This window comes from Pseudonocardia sp. NPDC046786, from assembly GCF_040645415.1.
Taxonomy (GTDB): Bacteria; Actinomycetota; Actinomycetes; order Mycobacteriales; family Pseudonocardiaceae; genus Pseudonocardia; species Pseudonocardia kongjuensis.
The window spans coordinates 140,299-160,037 of the sequence record NZ_JBEYYF010000003.1 but is presented as its reverse complement, the minus strand read 5'-3'; the positions used below and the strand labels follow the sequence as shown (position 1 = coordinate 160,037).

The window sequence follows — 19,739 nt, the reverse complement described above, 5'->3', positions numbered from 1 at the left end:
ACTAATCAGCGGCCAGTCTGTAGCATCCCCGCTCGTGCCGTCCAGTGGAACGCCCGGCCGGGATCCGTTGTGGGCCACCGTGCTCGCCGATCTCCGCGATCGGCTCGCGGCGCGCGAGTTCGACGACCGGTTCCCCACCGACCGCGAGCTGATGGACCGCTACCGGGTCAGCAGGCACACCGTCCGGGAGGCGGTCCGCCGGCTCGGCGTGGTCGAGCGCAGGCCGCGGCTCGGCGGCCGGGTCCGCGCGCCCGCCACCGGGGCGCTCCCCGCGCTCGGCCGGACCCTGGCGGCGCTGGGCGTCCGGCTGGAGCTGCTCCCCGGCCCGCACAGCGGGGACCCGCGTGAGGGCGGCCCGACCGGTCCGGACACCGCGCACGGCCAGGGCGCCGCCACCGCCGCCCGGCACCTGCTGCGCGCCGACGGTCTCCCGCTGGCCGACTCGCACTGCCGGGTCGAGGGCCCCGGACCCCCGGCCGCCGAGCTGGCCCCGGGACTGCTCGGGCTCGGCGCCCCACCGGTCGCGCTGCGTCCCGGTCCGGAGTCGGTGCTGCCCGACGTCCCGCCCGCCGCGGTCCGGGAGGCGCTGGAGCTGGGGGAGGGGATCGCCGTGTACCGGGTCGACACCACGCACACGCTGGACGACGGCAGCACCGTGACGCACCGCGCGTACGTCCGCGCCGACCGCTACCCGTGCATCCTGCGGTTCACCCCGGGCTGAGCATGCCGCCCGACCGGGGTTCGGGGCCCGCTCGTAGGCTGGACCGGTGAGCTTCACGTTGCTTCCCGCGGTGGACGTGGCCGACGGCGCGGCCGTCCGGCTGGTACAGGGCGAGGCCGGTACCGAGACCGGCTACGGCGAGCCCCTGGAGGCCGCTCTGACCTGGCAGCGCGACGGCGCCGAGTGGATCCACCTGGTCGACCTGGACGCCGCGTTCGGTCGCGGCTCGAACGCCCCGCTGCTGGCCGAGGTGGTCGGCAGGCTGGACGTGAAGGTCGAGCTGTCCGGCGGCATCCGCGACGACGAGTCGCTGGACCGCGCGCTGTCCACCGGCGCCGCCCGGCTCAACCTGGGCACCGCCGCCCTGGAGCAGCCGCAGTGGTGCGCGAAGGTGCTCGCCGAGCACGGCGACCGGATCGCGATCGGGCTGGACGTCAGGATGATCGACGGCAGGCGCCGGGTCGCGTCCCGCGGCTGGACGGCCGACGGCGGCGACCTGTGGGAAACCCTCGCCCGGCTGGACGGTGACGGGGCCGCCCGCTACGTCGTCACCGACGTCTCGAAGGACGGCACCCTGACCGGACCGAACGTCGAGCTGCTCACCGAGGTCGCGAAGGCCACCAGCGCCCCGGTCGTCGCGTCCGGAGGCATCTCCGAGGTGGCCGACCTGGTCCGGCTCGCCGAGGTCGCCGCGAGCGGGGTGAACATCGAGGGCTCGATCATCGGCAAGGCGCTCTACGCCGGCCGGTTCACGCTGCCCGAGGCCCTCGAGGCCGTGCGGAAGGTGGGCTGATGGGCGTCGCGGTCCGCGTCATCCCGTGCCTGGACGTCGACGCCGGGCGCGTGGTCAAGGGCGTCAACTTCAAGGAGCTGCGGGACGCGGGCGATCCGGTCGAGATGGCCCGGGTGTACGACGCCGAGGGCGCCGACGAGCTGACCTTCCTCGACGTCACCGCGTCCTCCGGGGAACGCGCGACGATGATCGACGTGGTCCGCCGGACCGCGGAGCAGGTGTTCATCCCGCTGACCGTCGGCGGCGGCATCCGCACCCCCGACGACGTCGACCGGATGCTCCGCGCCGGCGCGGACAAGGTCGGGGTGAACACCGCCGCGATCGCCCGCCCCGAGCTGCTGCACGAGATGTCGCGCCGGTTCGGCTCGCAGTGCATCGTGCTCTCGGTCGACGCCCGGCGGGTCCCCGAGGGGGAGCGCCCGCAGCCGTCCGGCTACGAGGTGACCACGCACGGCGGGCGCCGTTCCGCCGGGGTGGACGCGGTGGAGTGGGCGTCCCGCGGCCAGGAGCTGGGGGTCGGCGAGATCCTGCTCAACTCGATGGACGCCGACGGCACCCGGGCCGGTTTCGACCTGGAGATGATCGAGGCCGTCCGGAAGGTGGTGGACGTGCCGGTGATCGCATCGGGCGGCGCCGGGACGGTCGACCACTTCGCCCCGGCGGTGCGGGCGGGCGCGGACGCGGTGCTCGCGGCGAGCGTCTTCCACTTCGGGACGCTGCGGATCGGCGAGGTGAAGGACGCGATGCGGACCGACGGGGTGGAGGTGCGGTGAGCTCGGCGAGCGTGCGGGTCACCGAGTCGGCGCTGGATCCGGCGATCGCCGCCCGGCTCAAGCGGGACGCCGACGGGCTGGTGTGCGCGGTGGTGCAGTCCCGGGCCGGTGAGGTCCTGATGGTCGGCTGGATGGACGACGAGGCGTTGCACCGCACGCTGACCACCGGCCGGGGGACCTACTGGTCGCGGTCCCGGCAGGAGTACTGGGTCAAGGGCGACACCTCGGGGCACGTCCAGCACGTGCACGAGGTGCGGCTGGACTGCGACGGCGACGCGCTGCTGGTCGTCGTCGACCAGGAGGGCCCGGCCTGCCACACCGGCACCCGGACCTGCTTCGACACCGACGTCCTGCTCGCCGCCGACTGATCACCGGTCGTGGAGCGCAGCACCCGCCTGCGCGGCCCGGCGCTCCACACCCGGTGATCACCCGGTGGTCACCCAGCGGATCCCGGCGGTGATCAACGTCCCGCCGGCCCGGACCACGGTGGCCTCGGTGACCGGCAGCCAGGGCAGCCGCAACGGCAGCCGGGCCCAGCGCGGGAGCAGCCCGACCGATGCGGCGGCCAGCACCGCGTAGGGCACCCGCGCGGAGAGCGGCAGCGGCGGCTGCAGCAGCAGGAACCGGGCCGCGTCCCGGGCCTCGGGGGTGCCCGCCAGCTCGGGCCGGTAGCCGGCCAGCTGCTCGGCCAGCTCGGCGGCGGTCTCCGGCGGGTCGGGTATTCCCAGCTCACGGGCCACCCGTGCGGTGTCGGCGACATAGCCGTCCCGGCCCCGGGCGTCCAGCGGTTCCTTCCCGTAGCGGTCGTGCGCGGCGAGGAAGCTGTCGATCTCGGCGACGTGCACCCAGCGCAGCAGGTGCGGATCGGACGCGGAGTAGCGCCGCCCGTCGGGGGTCACCCCCTGCACCGGTGCGTGCGCCCGCCGGATTCGCTCGATCACCCGCTGCGCCTCGTCGGCCGGCCCGAACGTGGTGGCGGCCAGGAAGTAGGAGGTGCGCTGCAGCCGTCCCCACGGGTCACCGCGGAAGCCGGAGTGCCCGGCGACACCGGCCATGGCGAGCGGGTGCAGCGACTGCAGCAGCAACGCCCGCAGGCCGCCGACGAACATCGACGCGTCGCCGTGCACCCGGCGGATCGGCGCGTCCCCGGCGAACCAGCGCGGCCCCTCCGCGCCGAGGACCCGGGCCCGGCGGCCGGATCCCTCGTCCCCGGCGACCCGGGAGAAGACCGCCGAACCGGCCCGCGACCGCAGGATCGCGAGCCGGTCGGTGACGGCGCCCGGCAGCCGGGGGGTGAGATCGACCATTCGTCCAGTGTGCGGGCCGGGCACCGGCCCGGCCAGGCGGATCAGCGGGTGGCCGGCACGTCGTCGCGGACGCCGTCGCGGGTGAGCAGCAGCGACCCGATCACGACGATCGTGACGTTCGCGGCCAGCCCGACCAGCCCGGCCGGCACTCCGTAGAACGGGCCCCACCCGATCAGCGTCGCGCCACCGGCGACGAGGGCACCCACCAGCATCCCCCAGAACGTCGGCCCGGCGGTCATCCGCTTCCAGTACAGGCCGAGGATGAACACCGGCGCCAGCTGCACGATCAGCTCGAACTTCAGCACGAAGATGCTGAACAGCGTCCCCGGCGGGTTCCAGGCGATCGCCAGCAGGCCGAACACCATCGCCACGCCGACCAGCTTGCCGACGACGACCTTGCGCCGGTCCGACGCGCCGGGGGCGATGTAGCGGCCGTAGAGGTCGCTCGACACCACCGAGGAGAACGCCAGCACCGCGGAGTCCGCGGTGGACACGATCGCGCAGACGATGCCGCCGAACAGCAGGATCATCAGCAGGTAGAACAGCACGTTGGTGGCGGCGACCTCGTTCGCGATGAGGCCGACCAGCTGCTCGGACGCCGCGGTGTCCAGGCCGGGGAACAGCTGGATGCCCGCGATCCCGACGACGAACACCACGCCGGTGGTGACCAGCGGCATCCACGCCATGAACGCGAGCGAGCGCTTGAGGGTGCGCTCGCTGCGGGCCGAGTAGACGCGCTGGATCGCGTGCGGGTACACCGCGGCCCCGAAACCGATCATGACGATCATCGCGAACCAGTTGACCGCGTCGGCGGTCTCCGGCACACCGACCAGCTCCGGCGAGGTATCGGCCAGGTAGGTCGTCAGGGTGCCGAGGCCGCCGGTCAGGTACACCGCGCCGGCCAGCAGCGCGCCGATGCCGACCAGCATCGCGGTGCCCTGCATGACGTCGGTCATCGCGATCGCCCGCATCCCGCCGGTCCACGAGTAGGCCAGCATGACGACGATGAACCCGATCACCCCGATCTCGTAGGGGATCGTCTCGCCGGTCAGCCCGGCGATGCCGTGCCCCATCGCGACGAGCTGTTCGAGGACGTAGTTGCCGAGCCCCCACAGCATCAGCGCGATGGTCAGCAGGCTGAGCCGGGTGCTGCCGAAGCGGTCCCGGACGAAGTCGGTCGGGGTGACGAAGCCCTTCTGCTTGGCGAGCACGTAGAGCCGCGGCGCGAAGAGCAGGTAGACCGCGATGACCGCGATCATGAACGGCACCGACTGCCACCACAGGAAGCCCTCGCGGTAGGCCTGCGGCGGGTAGCCGACGACCGAGTTGCCGCTGTACTGGGTGGCGTAGAGGGTGAAGAACAGGGTCACCATGCCGAGGCCGCCGCCGGCGGTGAAGTAGCCGCGGGCGGTGCCGGTGTTGCCGCTGCGCCCGGCGTACCAGCCGATCAGCAGCATGACGACGGCATAGGCGCAGAGGATCGCGATGCCGCTCGGCCCGGCGAAGATCAGGTCGTTCACCGGTCGTCACCCCGGTCCGCGGCGGCGGCCGCCTCGGCGGTCTCTGCGGCTTCGGCGATGTTCCAGCGGCGCAGGCAGATCCAGGACACGAACCCGGCGAACGCCAGCGTGCTGGCGACCGAGATCGCGAACCAGAACGGCACCCCGAACACCAGCGGCTCGATCAGCCCGGTCGGGTACCAGACCGGGGTGCCGGCGAGCACGATCGCCAGCAGTACCGCGAACAGCCACGGTGACCGGATGGGTTCGCGTTCCCCGGGCGGGGGCGTCGGTGCGGATCGGCGGTGGTCCACGGGCGGTACTCCTCGGCGGCGTCGTCGTCGGGGGTCGGGATCGGTCGGGATCGGTCGGGATCGGACGGGGTCGGTCAGGGGCCGGTCGGTGCGGGATCGGCGGTGACCGCGTCCCGGACGACCTCGCGGGCCGCCCGCAGGTGCGCGGTCATGACGGCGCGGGCCCAGTCGGCGTCGCCGGCCTCGATCGCCGCGACCAGGTCGCGGTGCTGGGCGAAGCTGCGGTCGAGCCGGGCGGGGGTGTAGCGCCGGATGGTGCTCTGCACGAGCGGGGCCTCGACGACGCGTGCGACGAGCTCGGGCAGCACCCGCCGCCCGCCCGCGCGGTGCACCTCGCGGTGGAACTCCAGGTTCAGCCGGGTGATCGCGGGATAGTCCGGCGGGGTGCGCAGCGCCTCCATCCGGTCGCACAGCGCGTGCAGCCGGTCGAGATCGGCCCGCCCGGAGACGGCGGCCCGGGCGGCCGCGTGCCCCTCGAGCACGACCCGCAGGTCGAACAGCTCGTCGAGGTCGTCGGCGTCCCAGGCGACGACGACGGCGCCGCGCCGCGGGGCGATCTCGGCGAGCCCGTCGGCGGCGAGCCTGCGGATCGCCTCCCGGACCGGGGTCCGGCTGGTGCCCTGGGCGGCGGCGATCTCCTCCTCGCGCAACCGGGATCCCGCGGTCCGGACGCCGTCGAGGATCTCGGCGCGCAGCGTGGCGTGCACCCGGTCCGCCGCCTGCTCGCCGGCGCCCGGAACGTCGTCGTCCCAGGTCACGCGACCACCTCCTCGTGATTGTGCACAAAATAAGGCGGACAGTGCCGGTTTTCAACCGTTGACGGCTGGATTGCGATGTGCAGTCGGCTGGATTGTGTACGAAGTGACCGAGTTGCTGACGGCCAGCAGCGCGGCGACGGCCAGCGCGAACCCGCCCAGCAGGCCGGCCAGGTCGGCGAGCACGCGCAGCGGCGGAGCGCTCCCGGGCCCGGCGATGCCCACCGCCGACACGACCACCCACAGCCCGCCGGCGAACGGCACCGCGCTCCCGGTCCACGCGGCGACCACCGCCACCGGTCCCGGACGGCCGGCGGCGAGTGCGAGCACCCCGGCGATCCCGGCGGCGACCAGCGCGGCCTGCACGATGTCCACCACGGCCCCGACCGGCCCGGCCCCGGCGGCGAGGACGAGATGCAGCGTCACCGACCCGGCCGCGGTCAGTGCGCCGCCGACCGCGGTCGCGCGCAGCAGCGGGCGCACCGGCTCCGGCGCCGGGCCGGGCCGCAGCACGGCCGTCCACCAGCGGTCTCCGGCGAACAGCGCGAACGCGGCGAGCAGGAAGAGGCCCTGCCAGGCGAACCCGCCGTAGACCATCGGCGTGACCCAGCCGGCCACCCCGCCGCCCGGCGCGGCGGGGGTGAGCAGGGCGAGCGGGGCGACGAGCGCGGCCGGCACCAGCAGCCCGGTCCCGACCCAGGCCGGCAGCAGGACGACCGCCGCAGGCGCCCGCAGCGCCCACCGCGAGCCGAGCACCGCGGCCAGACCGGCCACGCACAGTGCGAGCAGCACGGTGACCGTGTTGGCGGCGATCCAGGCGTTGTCCCGCAGCAGGGCCGGGTCGTCGATCCCGACCGGGTTCCCGGTCAGCCAGGCGATCTTCAGGGACAGATAGGGCAGCGTGCCCGCCGTCGCGGCGACCCCGAGGGCGCGGCGGGCGGTGATCGTGTCGGTCGTCATGCCGTCGAGCCTGCGCGGCCGGGCCGTCGGGCGGATCCCACCGGCGAGGGGACCGGGTCCCCCGCGGGAGGGAGCCCGCGGGGCCCCCGATCTGCCACGATCGTCGGGTGAGTGCTGGGAGGGCCGCGCGCCGTGCACTGCACGTGCTGCTGGGCGCCGTGGTCCTGCTGCCCTACGCCGGCCTGGCCTGGCTGTTGTCGGAGGTCGTGCGCTCCGGCGCCGGGGCGGCCGCGGCGACGTTGCTGGCGGTGCCCGCGGTGCTGGTCGGTGCCGGGGTGCTGGTGCTGCCCGGGGTCCGGGAGCTGGCGACGGCCGCCGCCCGCACGCTGCTCGATCCGGTCTCCGAGCCGGCTGAGCCACCCGCCGCCACGCTGCCCGGGCCGGCCGCCGCACCGGGCGCCGAGGGCCGGCTGCGCGCCGCCTGCTGGCTGCTGTTCTGCGTCGCCTGCGGGACCGTCGCCGCCGCGGCGGTGCTGCTGGTGATCCCGCAGGCGGCCGGGCTGCTGCTCGCGCCGTGGGAGCCGCTGCCCGGGCTGCCGACGGGTGCGGCGGCGTGGTGGACCCCGCTCGCCGGCCTGGCGCTGCTGCCGGTCGCCGCCGCCGTCCCGGTGCTGCTGGGTGGGGTGCAGGCCCGGATCGCGCCGCGGCTGCTGGGGCCCACCGCGGCCGAACGGCTGGCCGCCGAGCTGGAGCGCTCCCGGCGGTGCGCCGACCGGCAGGCCGGCCAGGCCCGGCTGGCCCGCGAGCTGCACGACTCGGTCGGGCACGCGCTGACCGTGACCACCCTGCAGGCCGGCGCGGCGGCGACCGTGCTGGAGAGCGATCCGGCGTTCGTCCGGCGGGCGCTGGAGGCGATCGAGCACACCGGCCGGGCCGCGCTCGACGATCTCGACCACGTCCTGGGCCTGCTGCGGGACGGTGACACCGCAGCCGGGGACCCGACGGCCGGGGACGCGCCGGCCCCCGGCCCCGCCGCGCTGGACGCCCTGCTGACCGGCGCCCGCACCGCGGGGCTGGAGCTGTCCGCCGAGGTGGACAGTGTGGCCGGGTTGCCCGCGACGGTGTCCCGGGAACTGCACCGGCTGGTCCAGGAGGGGCTGACCAACGCGCTGCGGCACAGCGGCCCCGGGCCGTCGACCCTGCGGCTGGGCCGCACCGGGGACGCGGTGCAGCTGCGGATCGCCAATCCGGCGGGCGTCCGGCGCCGGCGCGGCCGGACCGGCAGCGGACTGGCCGGTGCGGCGGAGCGGGTCGCGCTGCTCGGGGGCACGTTCGGCGCGGGCCCCGACGACGACGGGTGGTGGGTGCTGCACGCGCACCTGCCCACGGGCGGGGGAGGGACATGACGACCGGGGTGCTGCTGGTCGACGACGAGGAGCTGGTCCGCACCGGCCTGCGGGCCGTGATCGGGGCCGAGCCCGGTCTGGAGGTCGTCGGCGAGGCCGTCGACGGGGCCGAGGTCCCCGGCCTGGTCGGACGGCTGCGGCCGGACGTCGTCCTGATGGACGTGCGGATGCCCGCGGTGGACGGGATCACCGCCACCCGGGAGCTGCTGCGCCGGCCGGACCCGCCGCGGGTGCTGGTGCTGACCACCTTCGGTCACGACCGCCACGTCTACGACGCGCTGCGCGCCGGGGCGACCGGCTTCCTGCTGAAGCGCACGCCACCGCGGGACATCGTGCGTGCCGTGCACACCGTCGCGACGGGGGAGTCGCTGCTGTTCCCGGCCGCGGTCCGGGAGCTGGTCGCCGGGTTCGCGACCGGCGACGGCGACCGGCTCGCCGGCGCCGGGCTCACCGCCCGCGAGGGCGACGTGCTGCGGCTGGTGGCGCGCGGCCTGTCCAACGCCGAGGTCGCCGCCGAGCTGCACCTCGGCGTCGAGACGGTCAAGACGCACGTCGCCGCCGTGCTGGCGAAGACCGGTTCCCGGGACCGCACCCAGGCCGTCGTCGCCGCCTACGAGTCCGGCTTCGTCGACCCGCGGTTCCCGGCCGGATAGCGGCCCGGCTTCACCCCGCCGTCCGCGCCCGGCGGGCTCGGGGACAATGGGTCGCATGACCGCGAGCCCCACCACCACGTCCGTCCCCGTGGCCGCGTTGGGTGCGGTGAGCCCGAGCCGCGAGGAGTTCCGGGAGCTCGCCCGGGAGCACCGGGTGATCCCGGTGAGCCGCCGGCTGCTCGCCGACGACGAGACCCCGGTCGGGGTCTACCGCAAGCTGGCACAGGGGGCCGCCGGCACGTTCCTGCTGGAGTCCGCCGAGAACGGGCGGTCCTGGTCGCGCTGGTCGTTCGTCGGCGCCCGCAGCGCCGCCGCGCTGACCGCCGTCGACGGCGAGCTGTACTGGACCGGAGAGGTCCCGGACGGGCTGCCGACCACCGGCGACCCGATGGACGCGCTCCGCTCGGTGGTCACCGAGCTGCACTCCGAGCCGCTGCCCGGGCTGCCGCCGCTGACCGGCGGGATGGTCGGCTACCTGGGCTACGACGTCGTCCGCCGGGTCGAGCGGATCGCCGACCCGGACGATCCGGCCGTCGACGACCTGCACCTCCCCGAGCTGGTGATGCTGCTGGCCACCGACCTGGCCGCGCTCGACCACCACGAGGGCACGATCACCCTGATCGCGAACGCGATCAACTGGGACGCCACCGACGCCCGGGTCGACCAGGCCTACGACGACGCGGTCGCCCGGCTGGACCGGATGACCGGCGAGCTGGGCGCCGCCGCGCCGAGCACCGTGGCGGTCTACCGGCCGGGCGAGCCGGAGTTCACCCGCCGCCGCACCCCGGAGCAGCACCACGCCGCGATCGAGGACGCCAAGGAGCAGATCCGGGCCGGTGAGGCGTTCCAGATCGTGCTGTCCCAGCGGTTCGAGATGCCCTGCGCGGCCGACCCGCTCGAGGTGTACCGGGTGCTGCGGACGACCAACCCCAGCCCGTACATGTACCTGCTGCAGCTGGAGGACGCCGCCGGCGGCGAGCCGTTCTCGATCGTCGGCTCCAGCCCGGAGGCGCTGGTCACCGTGCTCGACGGGCGCGCGACGACGCACCCGATCGCGGGCACCCGGTGGCGCGGCGCCACCGAGGAGGAGGACCTGCAGCTCGAGAAGGACCTGCGCGGCGACGAGAAGGAGCGCGCCGAGCACCTGATGCTGGTCGATCTCGGCCGCAACGATCTCGGCCGGGTCTGCGAGCCGGGCACGGTGACGGTCCGGAATTTCTTCGAGATCGAGCGCTACAGCCACGTCATGCACCTGGTGTCGACGGTGACCGGGCTGCTGCGCCGGGACCGGGCGGCCTTCGACGCCGTCCTCGCCTGCTTCCCGGCCGGGACGCTGTCCGGGGCGCCGAAGGTGCGCGCGATGCAGGTGATCGACCGGCTGGAACCGACCCGCCGCGGGCAGTACGGCGGCATTGTCGGCTACCTCGACTTCGCCGGCAACGCCGACACCGCGATCGCCATCCGGACCGCGCTGATCCGCAACGGCACCGCGTACGTGCAGGCAGGCGGCGGGATCGTCGCCGACTCGGACCCGGCCGCCGAGGACACCGAGTGCCTGAACAAGGCCAGGGCGGTGCTGTCGGCCGTCGCGGCCGCGGGGTCGCTGCGACCGCCCGAGGTCACCGCATGACGGCCGTGCCCGCCGCCCGCGACGACCGCCGCGGCCTGGGTGTCGTGGTGCTCGGGCTGCTCGTCGGCGCCGCCGCCCTGTGGGGGTCGGGCACCGCGCCGTGGTTCACCGTCGACGTGCCGACCGCGACCCGCGGGACGGTCGCGGCCTCGGCGACCGGCGCGCAGCTGCAGCCCGCGGTGACCGCGGTGGCGGCGCTGCTGGTCGCCGCGGTCGCCGCGCTGGTGGCGCTGTCCGGGATCGCGCGCCGGCTGCTCGGGATGCTCGTCGCGCTCGGGGCGGGCGCCGCCGTCGTGCTGACCCTGCGGCTGGTCGCGGTGCCGCCGTCCCCGGCCGAGCTCGCCTCGGCCCGAGCCGGGCTGAACACCGGCGGCGCGCCGGAGGGGATCGGCGCGGTGCAGGCGACCCCGTGGCCGTGGCTGGCGGTGGCCGGGGGCGCGGTCGCCGTCGTCGTCGCGGTGCTGCTGGTGATCCGGGAGCACCGGCTGCCGCGGCTCGGTGCCCGGTACGCCGCGCCCGGGGCGAAGCCGCCCGAGACCGACCCGGACCGGGCGGCCTGGGAGCGGCTCGACGCGGGCGGCGACCCGACCGTCGGGCCGCGCGAGAGCGACAACTAGCATGGCGCCGACGACCGGGCGGAGCGCCGGTGGAGGAGGAATCGACGCGGTGGGCCAGAACGAGGACGGCGGGCGTGTGCCGAGCGTGCTGGAGTCCATCGTGGACGGAGTCCGCGCGGACCTCGCCGAACGTGAACGTGCCGTCGACCTGGCGGAGATCAAGCGGCGGGCCGCTGCGGCGGTGCCTCCCCGGGATGCGATGGCCGCGATGCGCGAGCCGGGCGTCGGGGTGATCGCGGAGGTCAAGCGGGCCAGCCCGTCCAAGGGTGCGCTCGCCGACATCGCGGATCCCGCGGAGCTGGCCGACGCCTACGCGACGAACGGCGCCCGGATGATCAGCGTGCTGACCGAGCAGCGCCGGTTCGGCGGCTCGCTCGCCGATCTCGACGCGGTGCGCGCCCGGGTGGACGTCCCGGTGCTGCGCAAGGACTTCATCGTGACGCCGTACCAGGTGCACGAGGCCAGGGCGCACGGCGCGGACGTGGTGCTGCTGATCGTCGCCGCGCTGGAGCAGCCGGTGCTCGACTCGCTGCTCGACCGGGTCGAGTCGCTCGGCATGACCCCGTTGGTCGAGGTGCACACGGAGGAGGAGTGCGACCGCGCGCTGGAGGCCGGGGCGAAGCTGATCGGGGTGAACTCGCGCAACCTGCACACGCTCGAGGTGGACCGCTCGGTGTTCGGCCGGATCGCGCCCGGCCTGCCGTCGAACGTGATCAAGGTGGCCGAGTCCGGCGTCCGCGGCCCGGGTGACCTGCTCACCTACGCCGGCTGGGGCGCCGACGCGGTGCTCGTCGGCGAGGGCCTGGTCACCAGCGGTGACCCGGCGGCCGCGGTCCGCGGGCTCGTCGCGGCGGGCTTCCACCCGTCCTGCAGCCGCACCGGGGCCTGAGATGGTCACGACCGTCCTCGCGTCCATCCCCAGCCCGGACCGCGGGGTCTGGCACCTCGGCCCGATCCCGATCCGGGCGTACGCGCTGTGCATCATCGCCGGCATCGCGATCGCGCTGTGGTGGGGCGAGCGGCGACTGGTCGCCCGCGGCGGGCTGCCCGGCACGGTGCTCGACGTCGCCGTGTGGGCGGTGCCGTTCGGCCTGGTCGGCGGGCGGCTCTACCACGTCGCCACCGACTGGCACGTCTACTTCGGCCCCGGCGGCGACCCCTGGGGTGCGCTGGCGATCTGGAACGGCGGGCTCGGCATCTGGGGCGCGATCGCGCTCGGCGGTGTCGGCGCCTGGATCGGCTGCCGGCGGCACGGCGTGCCGCTGCCGGTGTTCGCCGACGCGGTCGCCCCCGGCATCGTGGTGGCGCAGGCCGTCGGGCGGCTCGGGAACTGGTTCAACCAGGAGCTCTACGGTGCGGCGACCACGCTGCCCTGGGGCCTGGAGATCTACCGCCGGGTCGATCCGGGGACCGGCCTGGAGGACCCGCTCGGCGGCGTCGCGCTGGACCCGACGCCGATCGCGGTCGTGCACCCCACGTTCTTCTACGAGCTGCTGTGGAACCTCGCCGTCGCGGGGCTCGTGGTGTACGCGGACCGGCGCTTGCGGCTCGGCCACGGCCGCGCCTTCGCCGTCTACGTCGCCGGCTACACCTTCGGCCGGTTCTTCATCGAGCTGATGCGCACGGACCCGGCCACCCGGGTCTTCGGTGACCTGCGGATCAACGTGGTGGTGGCGGCGGTGCTGTTCGCCGGGGCGATCGCCTACCTGGTGCTCGCGCCCAAGGGCCGCGAGGAGTTCTCCCAACCGGATCCGGAGGAGAGTCCCGCGACCCGGGAGGACGCGTGAGCTCCTTCGTGGGCTTCGGCGACGGCGCGGTCGAGTTCTACGACGGCCTGCTGGCCGACAACTCGAAGGCGTACTGGACCGACCAGCGGGCGATCTACGACGCCGACGTCCGCGGTCCGATGGACGCGCTGCTCGCCGACCTGGAGCCCGAGTTCGGCGCCGGGAAGGTGTTCCGCCCGTACCGCGACGTCCGGTTCTCGGCCGACAAGACGCCCTACAAGACGCACTGCGGCGGCTACACCGCGCCGTTCTACGTGGAGGTCTCGTCGGAGGGCCTGCTCGCCGCGGGCGGCTACTACCGGATGGCCCCCGACCAGCTGGCCCGCTTCCGCACCGCGGTCGACGACGAGCGCCGCGGCGAGGACCTCCGCGCCCGGCTGGCCGCCGCCGAGCGCGACGGCCTGACCGTCGACGGGGAAACCCTCGCGACCCGCCCGCGCGGCACCGATCCCGCGCACCCGAGACTGGACCTGTTGCGGCACAAGGGATTGTTCGTGTCCCGCCGCTGGCCGCCGGACGACGTGCTGCACGGACCGCGGGCCCGCGACCGGGTCCAGAAGGTGTGGCGCGCCGCGCGTCCGGTCACCGAGTGGCTGGACGACCACGTGGGGCCCACCGAGCAGCCCCGCCGCTGAGCGGTCCCGCCGGAACCCCGGCCCCGCCCCGAACCGTCACGGGCCACGCCGCGAACGCGCTGTCCCCCGACGAGCGCAGCGCGCACCTGCTCTATCTCAACGCTGACATGCTCGGCTCGCCGAACGGCGGATATTTCGTCCAGGGCGGCACCGGCGACGACGAGGAGGAGACCGGCCCGAGCGGGTCCGCCGCGGTCGCCGGGGTGCTCGCCGAGGAACTCGCCGCGACCGGTGTCACGGTCGAGCGGATCCCGCTCTACGGCGACGACGACGCCCCGTTCGCGGCGGCCGGGATCCCGGTGGCCGGTGCCGTCACCGGTGACGGCGACAGCAAGACCGACGACCAGGCGCGGCAGTGGGGCGGCACGGCGGGCGAGGTGTACGACCGCTGCTACCACGCCGCCTGCGACACCCTCGGCAACGTCGACCCCGACCGGTTCGACCGCTACACCAGGGCGATCGCCGCGACGGTCGCCCGGTTCGCCGACGCCACCGAGCGGCCGTCGGGATGAGGGCTCACCCGGCGCGGGCCCGGAACCGGTCCAGCGCCGCGTAGAGCCCCAGCCCGAGCAGCGCGCCCGCGACGTCGGTCAGCCCGTCGAGCAGGTCCCCGCTGCGGCCCAGCGGCAGCAGCGCCTGCAGCACCTCGGAGGCCGCCGCGTACACCGTGAGACCCGCCAGCAGCGGCCACGGGCGGATCCCGGCCATCCGCCCGGTGACCGCGAGCATCGCGAACAACACCAGGTGGATGACCTTGTCGGTGCCGGGCGGGGCGTCCGGTACCCCGGCCGCGGGGGTGAACAGCACCACCAGGCTCAGCAGCAGCGCGAGGACGAACGGCTGGACACGCACCGGCCCAGTCTGCCGGGCGGCCCGGCCGGCCCGGCCGCCCGGTCGGGCCGCCGGACGCCCGTGGGCGGACCCCGGCGGGTGTCCATCGACGGATCGGCCCGGACCGGACACCGACAGGCCGCGTCGCGGGAACCGGATCGTTCCAGAACGGCGCTAGGGTGGGCGCCGTGACACGTCGAACCAAGATCGTTTGCACCATCGGTCCGGCCACCGCGACGCCGGACCGGATCCGGGACCTCGTCGACGCCGGGATGGACGTGGCCCGGCTCAACTTCAGCCACGGCGACCGCGAGGACCACAAGCGCGTCTACGACATGATCCGTTCCGCGGCCGACGCGACCGGGCGCGCCGTGGGCATCCTCGCCGACCTGCAGGGGCCGAAGATCCGGCTCGGCAGGTTCACCGACGGCCCCACCGAGTGGCGCACCGGCGAGGAGGTCCGGATCACCGTCGACGACGTCGCCGGTACCCACGACCGCGTCTCCACCACCTACAAGGGCCTCGCGCAGGACGCGAAGGTCGACGACCGGCTGCTGGTCGACGACGGCAAGGTCGGCCTGCGGGTCGTCGCCATCGACGGCAACGACGTCGTCTGCCGGGTCACCGAGGGCGGCCCGGTCTCGGACAACAAGGGCCTCAACCTGCCGGGCATGAACATCACGGTGCCCGCGCTCTCCGAGAAGGACGTCTCCGATCTCGAGTTCGCGCTGTCGCTGCGGGTCGACGTCGTCGCGCTCTCCTTCGTGCGCAGCCCCGCGGACATCGACCTCGTCCACAAGATCATGGACAACACCGGCCGCGGCCGGATCCCGGTGATCGCCAAGCTGGAGAAGCCCGAGGCCGTCGACAACCTGGAGGCCATCGTCCTGGCCTTCGACGGGATCATGGTCGCCCGCGGCGACCTCGGCGTCGAGCTGCCCCTGCAGAACGTGCCGCTGGTGCAGAAGCGGGCCATCCAGATCGCCCGGGAGAACGCCAAGCCGGTCATCGTCGCCACCCAGATGCTGGACTCGATGATCTCCAACTCGCGCCCGACCCGGGCCGAGACCTCGGACGTCGCGAACGCGGTGCTCGACGGCACCGACGCCGTCATGCTGTCCGGCGAGACCAGCGTCGGCCGGTACCCGATCAAGACCGTCCGCACGATGGCCGAGATCGTCGAGGCCGTCGAGGCCGGCCCGGCGACCGTTCCGCCGCTGAACCACGTGCCGCGCACGAAGCGGGGTGTGCTGTCCTACGCGGCCCGCGACATCGGCGAGCGGCTCTCCGCACGTGCGCTGGTCGCGTTCTCCCAGTCCGGGGACACCGTGCGCCGGCTCGCCCGGCTGCACACCCGGCTGCCGCTGCTGGCCTTCACCCCGGAGCCGGCGGTGCGCAGCCAGCTCGCGATGACCTGGGGGGTGGAGACGTTCCTGGTCGACAAGGTCGACTCCACCGACGCGATGGTCCGCCAGGTCGACCACGCCATCCTCTCGATCGGCCGGTTCAAGGCCGGCGACCTGGTGGTGATCGTGGCCGGCTCGCCGCCTGCCACGGTCGGCTCGACCAACCTGATCCGGGTGCACCGGCTCGGCGAGGACGACCACGCCTGACGAACCGGCATACTCCGTCCCCGTGAGTCCCGATCCCGAACCCGCGACCGGACCGACCGCCGTCGACGGCGTGCCGCGCGGCCAGGCCGTGCTCGACGACCTGGTCGCGCTGCTGGACCTGGAACGCCTGGAGGAGAACCTCTTCCGCGGGGTCAGCCCACCGGTGTCGCTGCCCAGGGTGTTCGGCGGGCAGGTGGCCGGGCAGGCGCTGGTCGCCGCCGGCCGCACCGTCCCCGACGACCGCGGCGTGCACTCGCTGCACGCCTACTTCATCCGGCCGGGGGACCCGAGCATCCCGATCGTCTACGAGACCGAGCGGGTGCGCGACGGCCGGTCGTTCACCACCCGCCGGGTGCTGGCCGTCCAGCGCGGGGAGGCGATCTTCGCGCTCTCCGCGTCGTTCCAGCTCGATCAGCACGGGCTGGTGCACTCCGAGCCGATGCCGGCCGGTCTGCCGCGGCCCGGCGAGCTGGACGACCTGGGCACCCGCGCGCTGCGCGGGGACGGCAGCTGGATGTCGGGCCTGCCCCGGCCGCTGGACATCCGGCTGATCGACGAGCCGCCGCGCTCGCGCACCACCGGGCCGACCGACGAGCCGACCCGGCTCTGGCTGCGGGCCGACGGCGAGCTGCCCGACGAGCGGCTGCTGCACGTATGCCTGCTCACCTACGCCAGCGACCTGACGCTGCTCGGTTCCGTACTCGCCCGGCACCCGGCACCCACCGGCGAGGTGCAGATGGCCAGCCTGGACCACGCGATGTGGTTCCACGAGCCGTTCCGGGCCGACGAGTGGCTGCTCTACGAGTGCTACTCGCCGGCCGCGTCCGGCGGCCGCGGCCTGGCCAGGGGCCGGTTCTTCACCGAGGACGGCCGGATGGTGGCGACCACCATGCAGGAGGGCCTGGTCCGGGTCCCCGGGTCGAGGGAGCAGTCGTGACGATCGAGGCGGACGTGTCGGTCCCCAGTGTGAACGGCGGGCGGCTGCCCGGGTTCCTGGCCCGGCCGGACGGCGGCGGCACCCCCGGGCCGGCGCTGGTGATGATCTACGAGGCGCTCGGGATGACCCCGGAGATGCGCCGGATCGCCCGCGACCTCGCCCGCGAGGGCTACACCGTGCTCATCCCGGACCTGTTCGCCCGCGGCCGGGTGAAGCCGCTGTGCGTCGCGTCCACGATGACCACGATGGCGACCGGCCGGGGTGCCGCGCTGGGCGACTGCGAGTCGGCCCGGCGCTGGCTCGCCGAGCAGCCCACCGTCGACGCCGACCGGATCGGCGTGATCGGGTTCTGCATGGGAGGTGGCTTCGCGCTGCTGCTGTCGGGCACCGGCCTGTACCGGGTGGCGGTCCCGTTCTACGGGCGCACCGCCGCCCGGGTGGAGCCGCTCTGCCCGGTCGTTGCCAGCTTCGGCGGCCGCGACCTGGAGTTCCGCGACGGCTACCCGCAGCGGCTGGAGGCCGATCTCGCCGAGCGCGGCATCCCGCACGACGTGAAGGTCTACCCCGACGCGGGCCACTCCTTCATGACCCGCACGCCGGGCGTCACCGGCGCGCTGGCCGCCCGGACGCCGATGCACCTGGAGTACCACGAGCCGTCCGCGACCGACGCGACCGCGCGGGTTCTGGCGTTCCTGGCGGAGCACCTGTGACGCCGTCCCGGGCGTGCGGGCAGGATGGGCCGGGTGAGTGAGCGCCAGCAGCAGGACCGCGCCTGGGGTTTCCGCACCCGGGCCGTGCACGCCGGGACGGTGCCGGACGAGGCGACCGGCTCGCGGGCCGTGCCGATCCACCAGACCACCAGCTACGTCTTCCGGGACACCGACGACGCCGCGGCGCTGTTCGCGCTGCAGAAGTACGGGCTGATCTACTCCCGGATCGCGAACCCGACGGTCTCCGCGCTGGAGGAGCGCCTGGCCAGTCTGGACGGCGGCATCGGCGCGGTCTGCACCGCCAGCGGCCAGTCCGCCGAGTTCCTGACCTTCGCCGCGCTCGCCGGCGCGGGGGACCACGTCGTCGCCGCAGCCGGGCTCTACGGCGGCACGATCACCCAGCTCGACGTGACGCTGCGCCGGTTCGGGGTGGACACCACGTTCGTCCCCGGCACCGATCCGGCCGACTACGCCGCGGCCATCCGGCCGGGGACCAAGTGCCTGTTCGCCGAGATCGTCTCCAACCCGGGCGGGGAGGTCGCCGACGTCGCCGGGCTGGCCGAGGTCGCGCACGCCGCCGGGCTGCCGCTGGTCGTCGACGCGACCCTGGCGACGCCCTACCTGTGCCGGCCGATCGAGCACGGCGCCGACATCGTCATCCACTCGGTCACCAAGTTCCTCGGCGGGCACGGCACCACGCTCGGCGGCGTCGTCGTCGAGGCTGGGACGTTCGACTGGGGCAACGGGAACTTCCCCGGGATGACCGAGCCGGTGCCCTCGTACGGTGGGTTGACCTGGTGGGGCAACTTCAAGGAGCTGGGCTTCCTGACCAAGCTGCGCGCCGAGCAGCTGCGCGACGTCGGGGCGACGCTGTCGGCGCACTCGGCGTTCCTGCTGATGCAGGGCGTGGAGACGCTGCCGCAGCGGATGGCGGCGCACGTCGCGAACGCGCGCCGGGTCGCCGAGTGGCTCGACGCCGATCCGCGGGTCTCCTACGTCACCTACCCGGGCCTGCCGTCGCACCCGCACCACGAGCGGGCCGCCCGGTACCTGCCGGACGGGCCCGGCGCGGTGTTCGCGTTCGGGGTCGCCGAGCCGGGCGGGCAGCGGTCGGGCGGCCGGGCGGCGGGCGCCCGGTTCATCGAGGCGGTGCAGCTGTGCAGCCACCTGGCGAACGTCGGCGACGCCCGCACCCTGGTGCTGCACCCGGCGTCCACGACGCACCAGCAGCTCACCCCGCAGCAGCTGGAACAGGCGGGCGTGCCGGGGGACATGATCCGCATCTCGGTCGGCCTGGAGGACCCCGAGGACATCCTGTGGGATCTCGACCAGGCCCTGACCGCCGCGACCGAGGAGACCCCGTGAACCCGGAGCAGACCTGGGAGAACCCGCCCGCCGTGCGGCGGCAGCAGATCCTCGCCGAGACCCGCACCGTCGCGATGGTCGGCGCCTCGGCGAACCCGTCGCGGGCCAGCAACTTCGTCGCGACCTACCTGCTCGCGTCGACCGGGTACGAGGTGTACTTCGTGAACCCGAACGCGACCGAGATCCTCGGCAGGCCGGTGTACCGGTCACTGGCCGAGCTGCCGGTCGTGCCGGACCTGGTCGACGTGTTCCGCAGGCCGGCCGACCTGTCCGGCGTGCTGGACGAGGTGCTCGCCCTCGATCCGCTCCCGCGCACCTTCTGGCTGCAGTTCGGGCTGTTCGACGCCGACCTGGCCCGCCGGGCGGAGGCGGCCGGGCTGGAGGTGGTGATGGACCGCTGCCTCAAGGTGGAGCACGCCCGGTTCGCCGGGGGACTGCACCTGGCCGGGTTCAACACCGGGGTGATCAGCTCCCGGCGACGGGGCTGACGGCG

At 74.6% G+C, this 19,739-nt stretch carries 23 protein-coding genes; 17 read left to right on the top strand and 6 right to left on the bottom strand.

From position 1 onward, the window contains the following. Nucleotides 1-34 precede the first annotated feature (34 nt). The 4 genes from ABZ881_RS04645 to hisI are packed head-to-tail and all read left to right on the top strand — an operon-like array spanning nucleotide 35 to nucleotide 2,655. Nucleotides 35-721 (top strand): GntR family transcriptional regulator, encoded by a 687-nt coding sequence (locus ABZ881_RS04645; RefSeq protein WP_358481807.1) that lies wholly within the window; start codon nucleotides 35-37, stop codon nucleotides 719-721. 46 nt (nucleotides 722-767) lie between these two features. Beyond that, nucleotides 768-1,514 carry a bifunctional 1-(5-phosphoribosyl)-5-((5-phosphoribosylamino)methylideneamino)imidazole-4-carboxamide isomerase/phosphoribosylanthranilate isomerase PriA gene (gene priA / locus ABZ881_RS04640; RefSeq protein WP_358481805.1) on the top strand — a complete coding sequence of 249 codons (747 nt, stop codon included), beginning with the start codon at nucleotides 768-770 and terminating at the stop codon, nucleotides 1,512-1,514. Next, nucleotides 1,514-2,287 (top strand): imidazole glycerol phosphate synthase subunit HisF, encoded by a 774-nt coding sequence (gene hisF / locus ABZ881_RS04635; protein ID WP_358481803.1) that lies wholly within the window; start codon nucleotides 1,514-1,516, stop codon nucleotides 2,285-2,287. Before priA ends, hisF begins: the two co-directional genes overlap by 1 nt. Then, complete coding sequence (gene hisI / locus ABZ881_RS04630) at nucleotides 2,284-2,655, top strand: phosphoribosyl-AMP cyclohydrolase (protein WP_344018947.1); 372 nt, start codon at nucleotides 2,284-2,286, stop codon at nucleotides 2,653-2,655. The genes hisF and hisI overlap by 4 nt, the downstream gene beginning before the upstream one ends. Before the next feature lie 57 nt (nucleotides 2,656-2,712). On the opposite strand, the gene ABZ881_RS04625 is transcribed toward hisI, so the two are convergent. The 5 genes from ABZ881_RS04625 to ABZ881_RS04605 all read right to left on the bottom strand — a co-directional run bounded on the left by ABZ881_RS04625 (nucleotide 2,713) and on the right by ABZ881_RS04605 (nucleotide 7,122). Beyond that, nucleotides 2,713-3,594: an oxygenase MpaB family protein gene (locus tag ABZ881_RS04625; protein WP_358481801.1), complete on the bottom strand. Its 882-nt coding sequence runs from the start codon at nucleotides 3,592-3,594 to the stop codon at nucleotides 2,713-2,715. A gap of 41 nt (nucleotides 3,595-3,635) precedes the next feature. Beyond that, complete coding sequence (locus tag ABZ881_RS04620) at nucleotides 3,636-5,114, bottom strand: sodium:solute symporter family protein (RefSeq protein WP_358481799.1); 1,479 nt, start codon at nucleotides 5,112-5,114, stop codon at nucleotides 3,636-3,638. After that, entirely contained in the window at nucleotides 5,111-5,407 is a 297-nt protein-coding gene (locus ABZ881_RS04615; protein ID WP_344018953.1) for a hypothetical protein, read from the bottom strand. The genes ABZ881_RS04620 and ABZ881_RS04615 overlap by 4 nt, the downstream gene beginning before the upstream one ends. A gap of 74 nt (nucleotides 5,408-5,481) precedes the next feature. Then, nucleotides 5,482-6,165, bottom strand: a complete 684-nt coding sequence (locus ABZ881_RS04610; protein ID WP_358481797.1) for a GntR family transcriptional regulator — start codon at nucleotides 6,163-6,165, stop codon at nucleotides 5,482-5,484. A gap of 51 nt (nucleotides 6,166-6,216) precedes the next feature. Beyond that, nucleotides 6,217-7,122 carry a hypothetical protein gene (locus tag ABZ881_RS04605; protein ID WP_358481796.1) on the bottom strand — a complete coding sequence of 302 codons (906 nt, stop codon included), beginning with the start codon at nucleotides 7,120-7,122 and terminating at the stop codon, nucleotides 6,217-6,219. Nucleotides 7,123-7,229: 107 nt separating this feature from the next. On the opposite strand from ABZ881_RS04605, the gene ABZ881_RS04600 reads away from it, so the two are divergent. The 8 genes from ABZ881_RS04600 (at nucleotide 7,230) to ABZ881_RS04565 (ending at nucleotide 14,302) form a co-directional block, all read left to right on the top strand. Next, a complete protein-coding gene (locus ABZ881_RS04600; protein ID WP_358481794.1) occupies nucleotides 7,230-8,468 on the top strand; it encodes a histidine kinase in 1,239 nt (412 codons plus the stop codon). Then, on the top strand, nucleotides 8,465-9,121 hold the full coding sequence (locus ABZ881_RS04595) for a response regulator transcription factor (RefSeq protein ID WP_358481792.1): 657 nt from the start codon (nucleotides 8,465-8,467) through the stop codon (nucleotides 9,119-9,121). The genes ABZ881_RS04600 and ABZ881_RS04595 overlap by 4 nt, the downstream gene beginning before the upstream one ends. Before the next feature lie 55 nt (nucleotides 9,122-9,176). After that, the gene (locus ABZ881_RS04590) at nucleotides 9,177-10,751 is read left to right on the top strand and encodes an anthranilate synthase component I (RefSeq protein ID WP_358481791.1); all 1,575 of its coding nucleotides are present in this window, start codon (nucleotides 9,177-9,179) and stop codon (nucleotides 10,749-10,751) included. Next, nucleotides 10,748-11,368, top strand: a complete 621-nt coding sequence (locus tag ABZ881_RS04585; protein WP_358481789.1) for a Trp biosynthesis-associated membrane protein — start codon at nucleotides 10,748-10,750, stop codon at nucleotides 11,366-11,368. The genes ABZ881_RS04590 and ABZ881_RS04585 overlap by 4 nt, the downstream gene beginning before the upstream one ends. Before the next feature lie 76 nt (nucleotides 11,369-11,444). Further along, nucleotides 11,445-12,257, top strand: coding sequence for an indole-3-glycerol phosphate synthase TrpC (gene trpC / locus ABZ881_RS04580; protein WP_344019347.1), 813 nt, complete (start codon nucleotides 11,445-11,447; stop codon nucleotides 12,255-12,257). A 1-nt stretch (nucleotide 12,258) separates the two neighbouring features. Further along, nucleotides 12,259-13,155: a prolipoprotein diacylglyceryl transferase gene (lgt, locus tag ABZ881_RS04575; protein ID WP_358481787.1), complete on the top strand. Its 897-nt coding sequence runs from the start codon at nucleotides 12,259-12,261 to the stop codon at nucleotides 13,153-13,155. Beyond that, nucleotides 13,152-13,790, top strand: a complete 639-nt coding sequence (locus ABZ881_RS04570; RefSeq protein ID WP_344018968.1) for a DUF2461 domain-containing protein — start codon at nucleotides 13,152-13,154, stop codon at nucleotides 13,788-13,790. The genes lgt and ABZ881_RS04570 overlap by 4 nt, the downstream gene beginning before the upstream one ends. Next, nucleotides 13,718-14,302, top strand: a complete 585-nt coding sequence (locus ABZ881_RS04565; RefSeq protein WP_358481785.1) for a M28 family peptidase — start codon at nucleotides 13,718-13,720, stop codon at nucleotides 14,300-14,302. The genes ABZ881_RS04570 and ABZ881_RS04565 overlap by 73 nt, the downstream gene beginning before the upstream one ends. A 4-nt stretch (nucleotides 14,303-14,306) precedes the next feature. On the opposite strand, the gene ABZ881_RS04560 is transcribed toward ABZ881_RS04565, so the two are convergent. Continuing rightward, on the bottom strand, nucleotides 14,307-14,642 hold the full coding sequence (locus ABZ881_RS04560) for a VanZ family protein (protein ID WP_358481784.1): 336 nt from the start codon (nucleotides 14,640-14,642) through the stop codon (nucleotides 14,307-14,309). 167 nt (nucleotides 14,643-14,809) lie between these two features. Here ABZ881_RS04560 and pyk point away from each other — a divergent pair, with 167 nt between their 5' ends. The 5 genes from pyk to ABZ881_RS04535 are packed head-to-tail and all read left to right on the top strand — an operon-like array spanning nucleotide 14,810 to nucleotide 19,734. Next, a complete protein-coding gene (pyk, locus tag ABZ881_RS04555; protein WP_358481783.1) occupies nucleotides 14,810-16,234 on the top strand; it encodes a pyruvate kinase in 1,425 nt (474 codons plus the stop codon). A 22-nt stretch (nucleotides 16,235-16,256) separates the two neighbouring features. Further along, nucleotides 16,257-17,171: an acyl-CoA thioesterase II gene (locus tag ABZ881_RS04550; protein WP_358481782.1), complete on the top strand. Its 915-nt coding sequence runs from the start codon at nucleotides 16,257-16,259 to the stop codon at nucleotides 17,169-17,171. Further along, nucleotides 17,168-17,881, top strand: coding sequence for a dienelactone hydrolase family protein (locus ABZ881_RS04545; RefSeq protein WP_358481780.1), 714 nt, complete (start codon nucleotides 17,168-17,170; stop codon nucleotides 17,879-17,881). The genes ABZ881_RS04550 and ABZ881_RS04545 overlap by 4 nt, the downstream gene beginning before the upstream one ends. A 24-nt stretch (nucleotides 17,882-17,905) precedes the next feature. Beyond that, a complete protein-coding gene (locus ABZ881_RS04540; protein WP_358481776.1) occupies nucleotides 17,906-19,246 on the top strand; it encodes an O-acetylhomoserine aminocarboxypropyltransferase/cysteine synthase family protein in 1,341 nt (446 codons plus the stop codon). Further along, complete coding sequence (locus tag ABZ881_RS04535; RefSeq protein WP_358481774.1) at nucleotides 19,243-19,734, top strand: CoA-binding protein; 492 nt, start codon at nucleotides 19,243-19,245, stop codon at nucleotides 19,732-19,734. The genes ABZ881_RS04540 and ABZ881_RS04535 overlap by 4 nt, the downstream gene beginning before the upstream one ends. Nucleotides 19,735-19,739: the final 5 nt, after the last annotated feature.

What these genes read in the sequence shown, in the direction of transcription:
- hisF (WP_358481803.1), top strand. Translation starts at nt 1,514, where the DNA reads ATGGGCGTCGCGGTCCGCGTCATCCCGTGCCTGGACGTCGACGCCGGG.
- ABZ881_RS04625 (WP_358481801.1), bottom strand. Translation starts at nt 3,594, where the DNA reads ATGGTCGATCTCACCCCCCGGCTGCCGGGCGCCGTCACCGACCGGCTC.
- ABZ881_RS04605 (WP_358481796.1), bottom strand. Translation starts at nt 7,122, where the DNA reads ATGACGACCGACACGATCACCGCCCGCCGCGCCCTCGGGGTCGCCGCG.
- ABZ881_RS04595 (WP_358481792.1), top strand. Translation starts at nt 8,465, where the DNA reads ATGACGACCGGGGTGCTGCTGGTCGACGACGAGGAGCTGGTCCGCACC.
- ABZ881_RS04590 (WP_358481791.1), top strand. Translation starts at nt 9,177, where the DNA reads ATGACCGCGAGCCCCACCACCACGTCCGTCCCCGTGGCCGCGTTGGGT.
- ABZ881_RS04585 (WP_358481789.1), top strand. Translation starts at nt 10,748, where the DNA reads ATGACGGCCGTGCCCGCCGCCCGCGACGACCGCCGCGGCCTGGGTGTC.
- lgt (WP_358481787.1), top strand. Translation starts at nt 12,259, where the DNA reads ATGGTCACGACCGTCCTCGCGTCCATCCCCAGCCCGGACCGCGGGGTC.
- ABZ881_RS04540 (WP_358481776.1), top strand. Translation starts at nt 17,906, where the DNA reads ATGGGCCGGGTGAGTGAGCGCCAGCAGCAGGACCGCGCCTGGGGTTTC.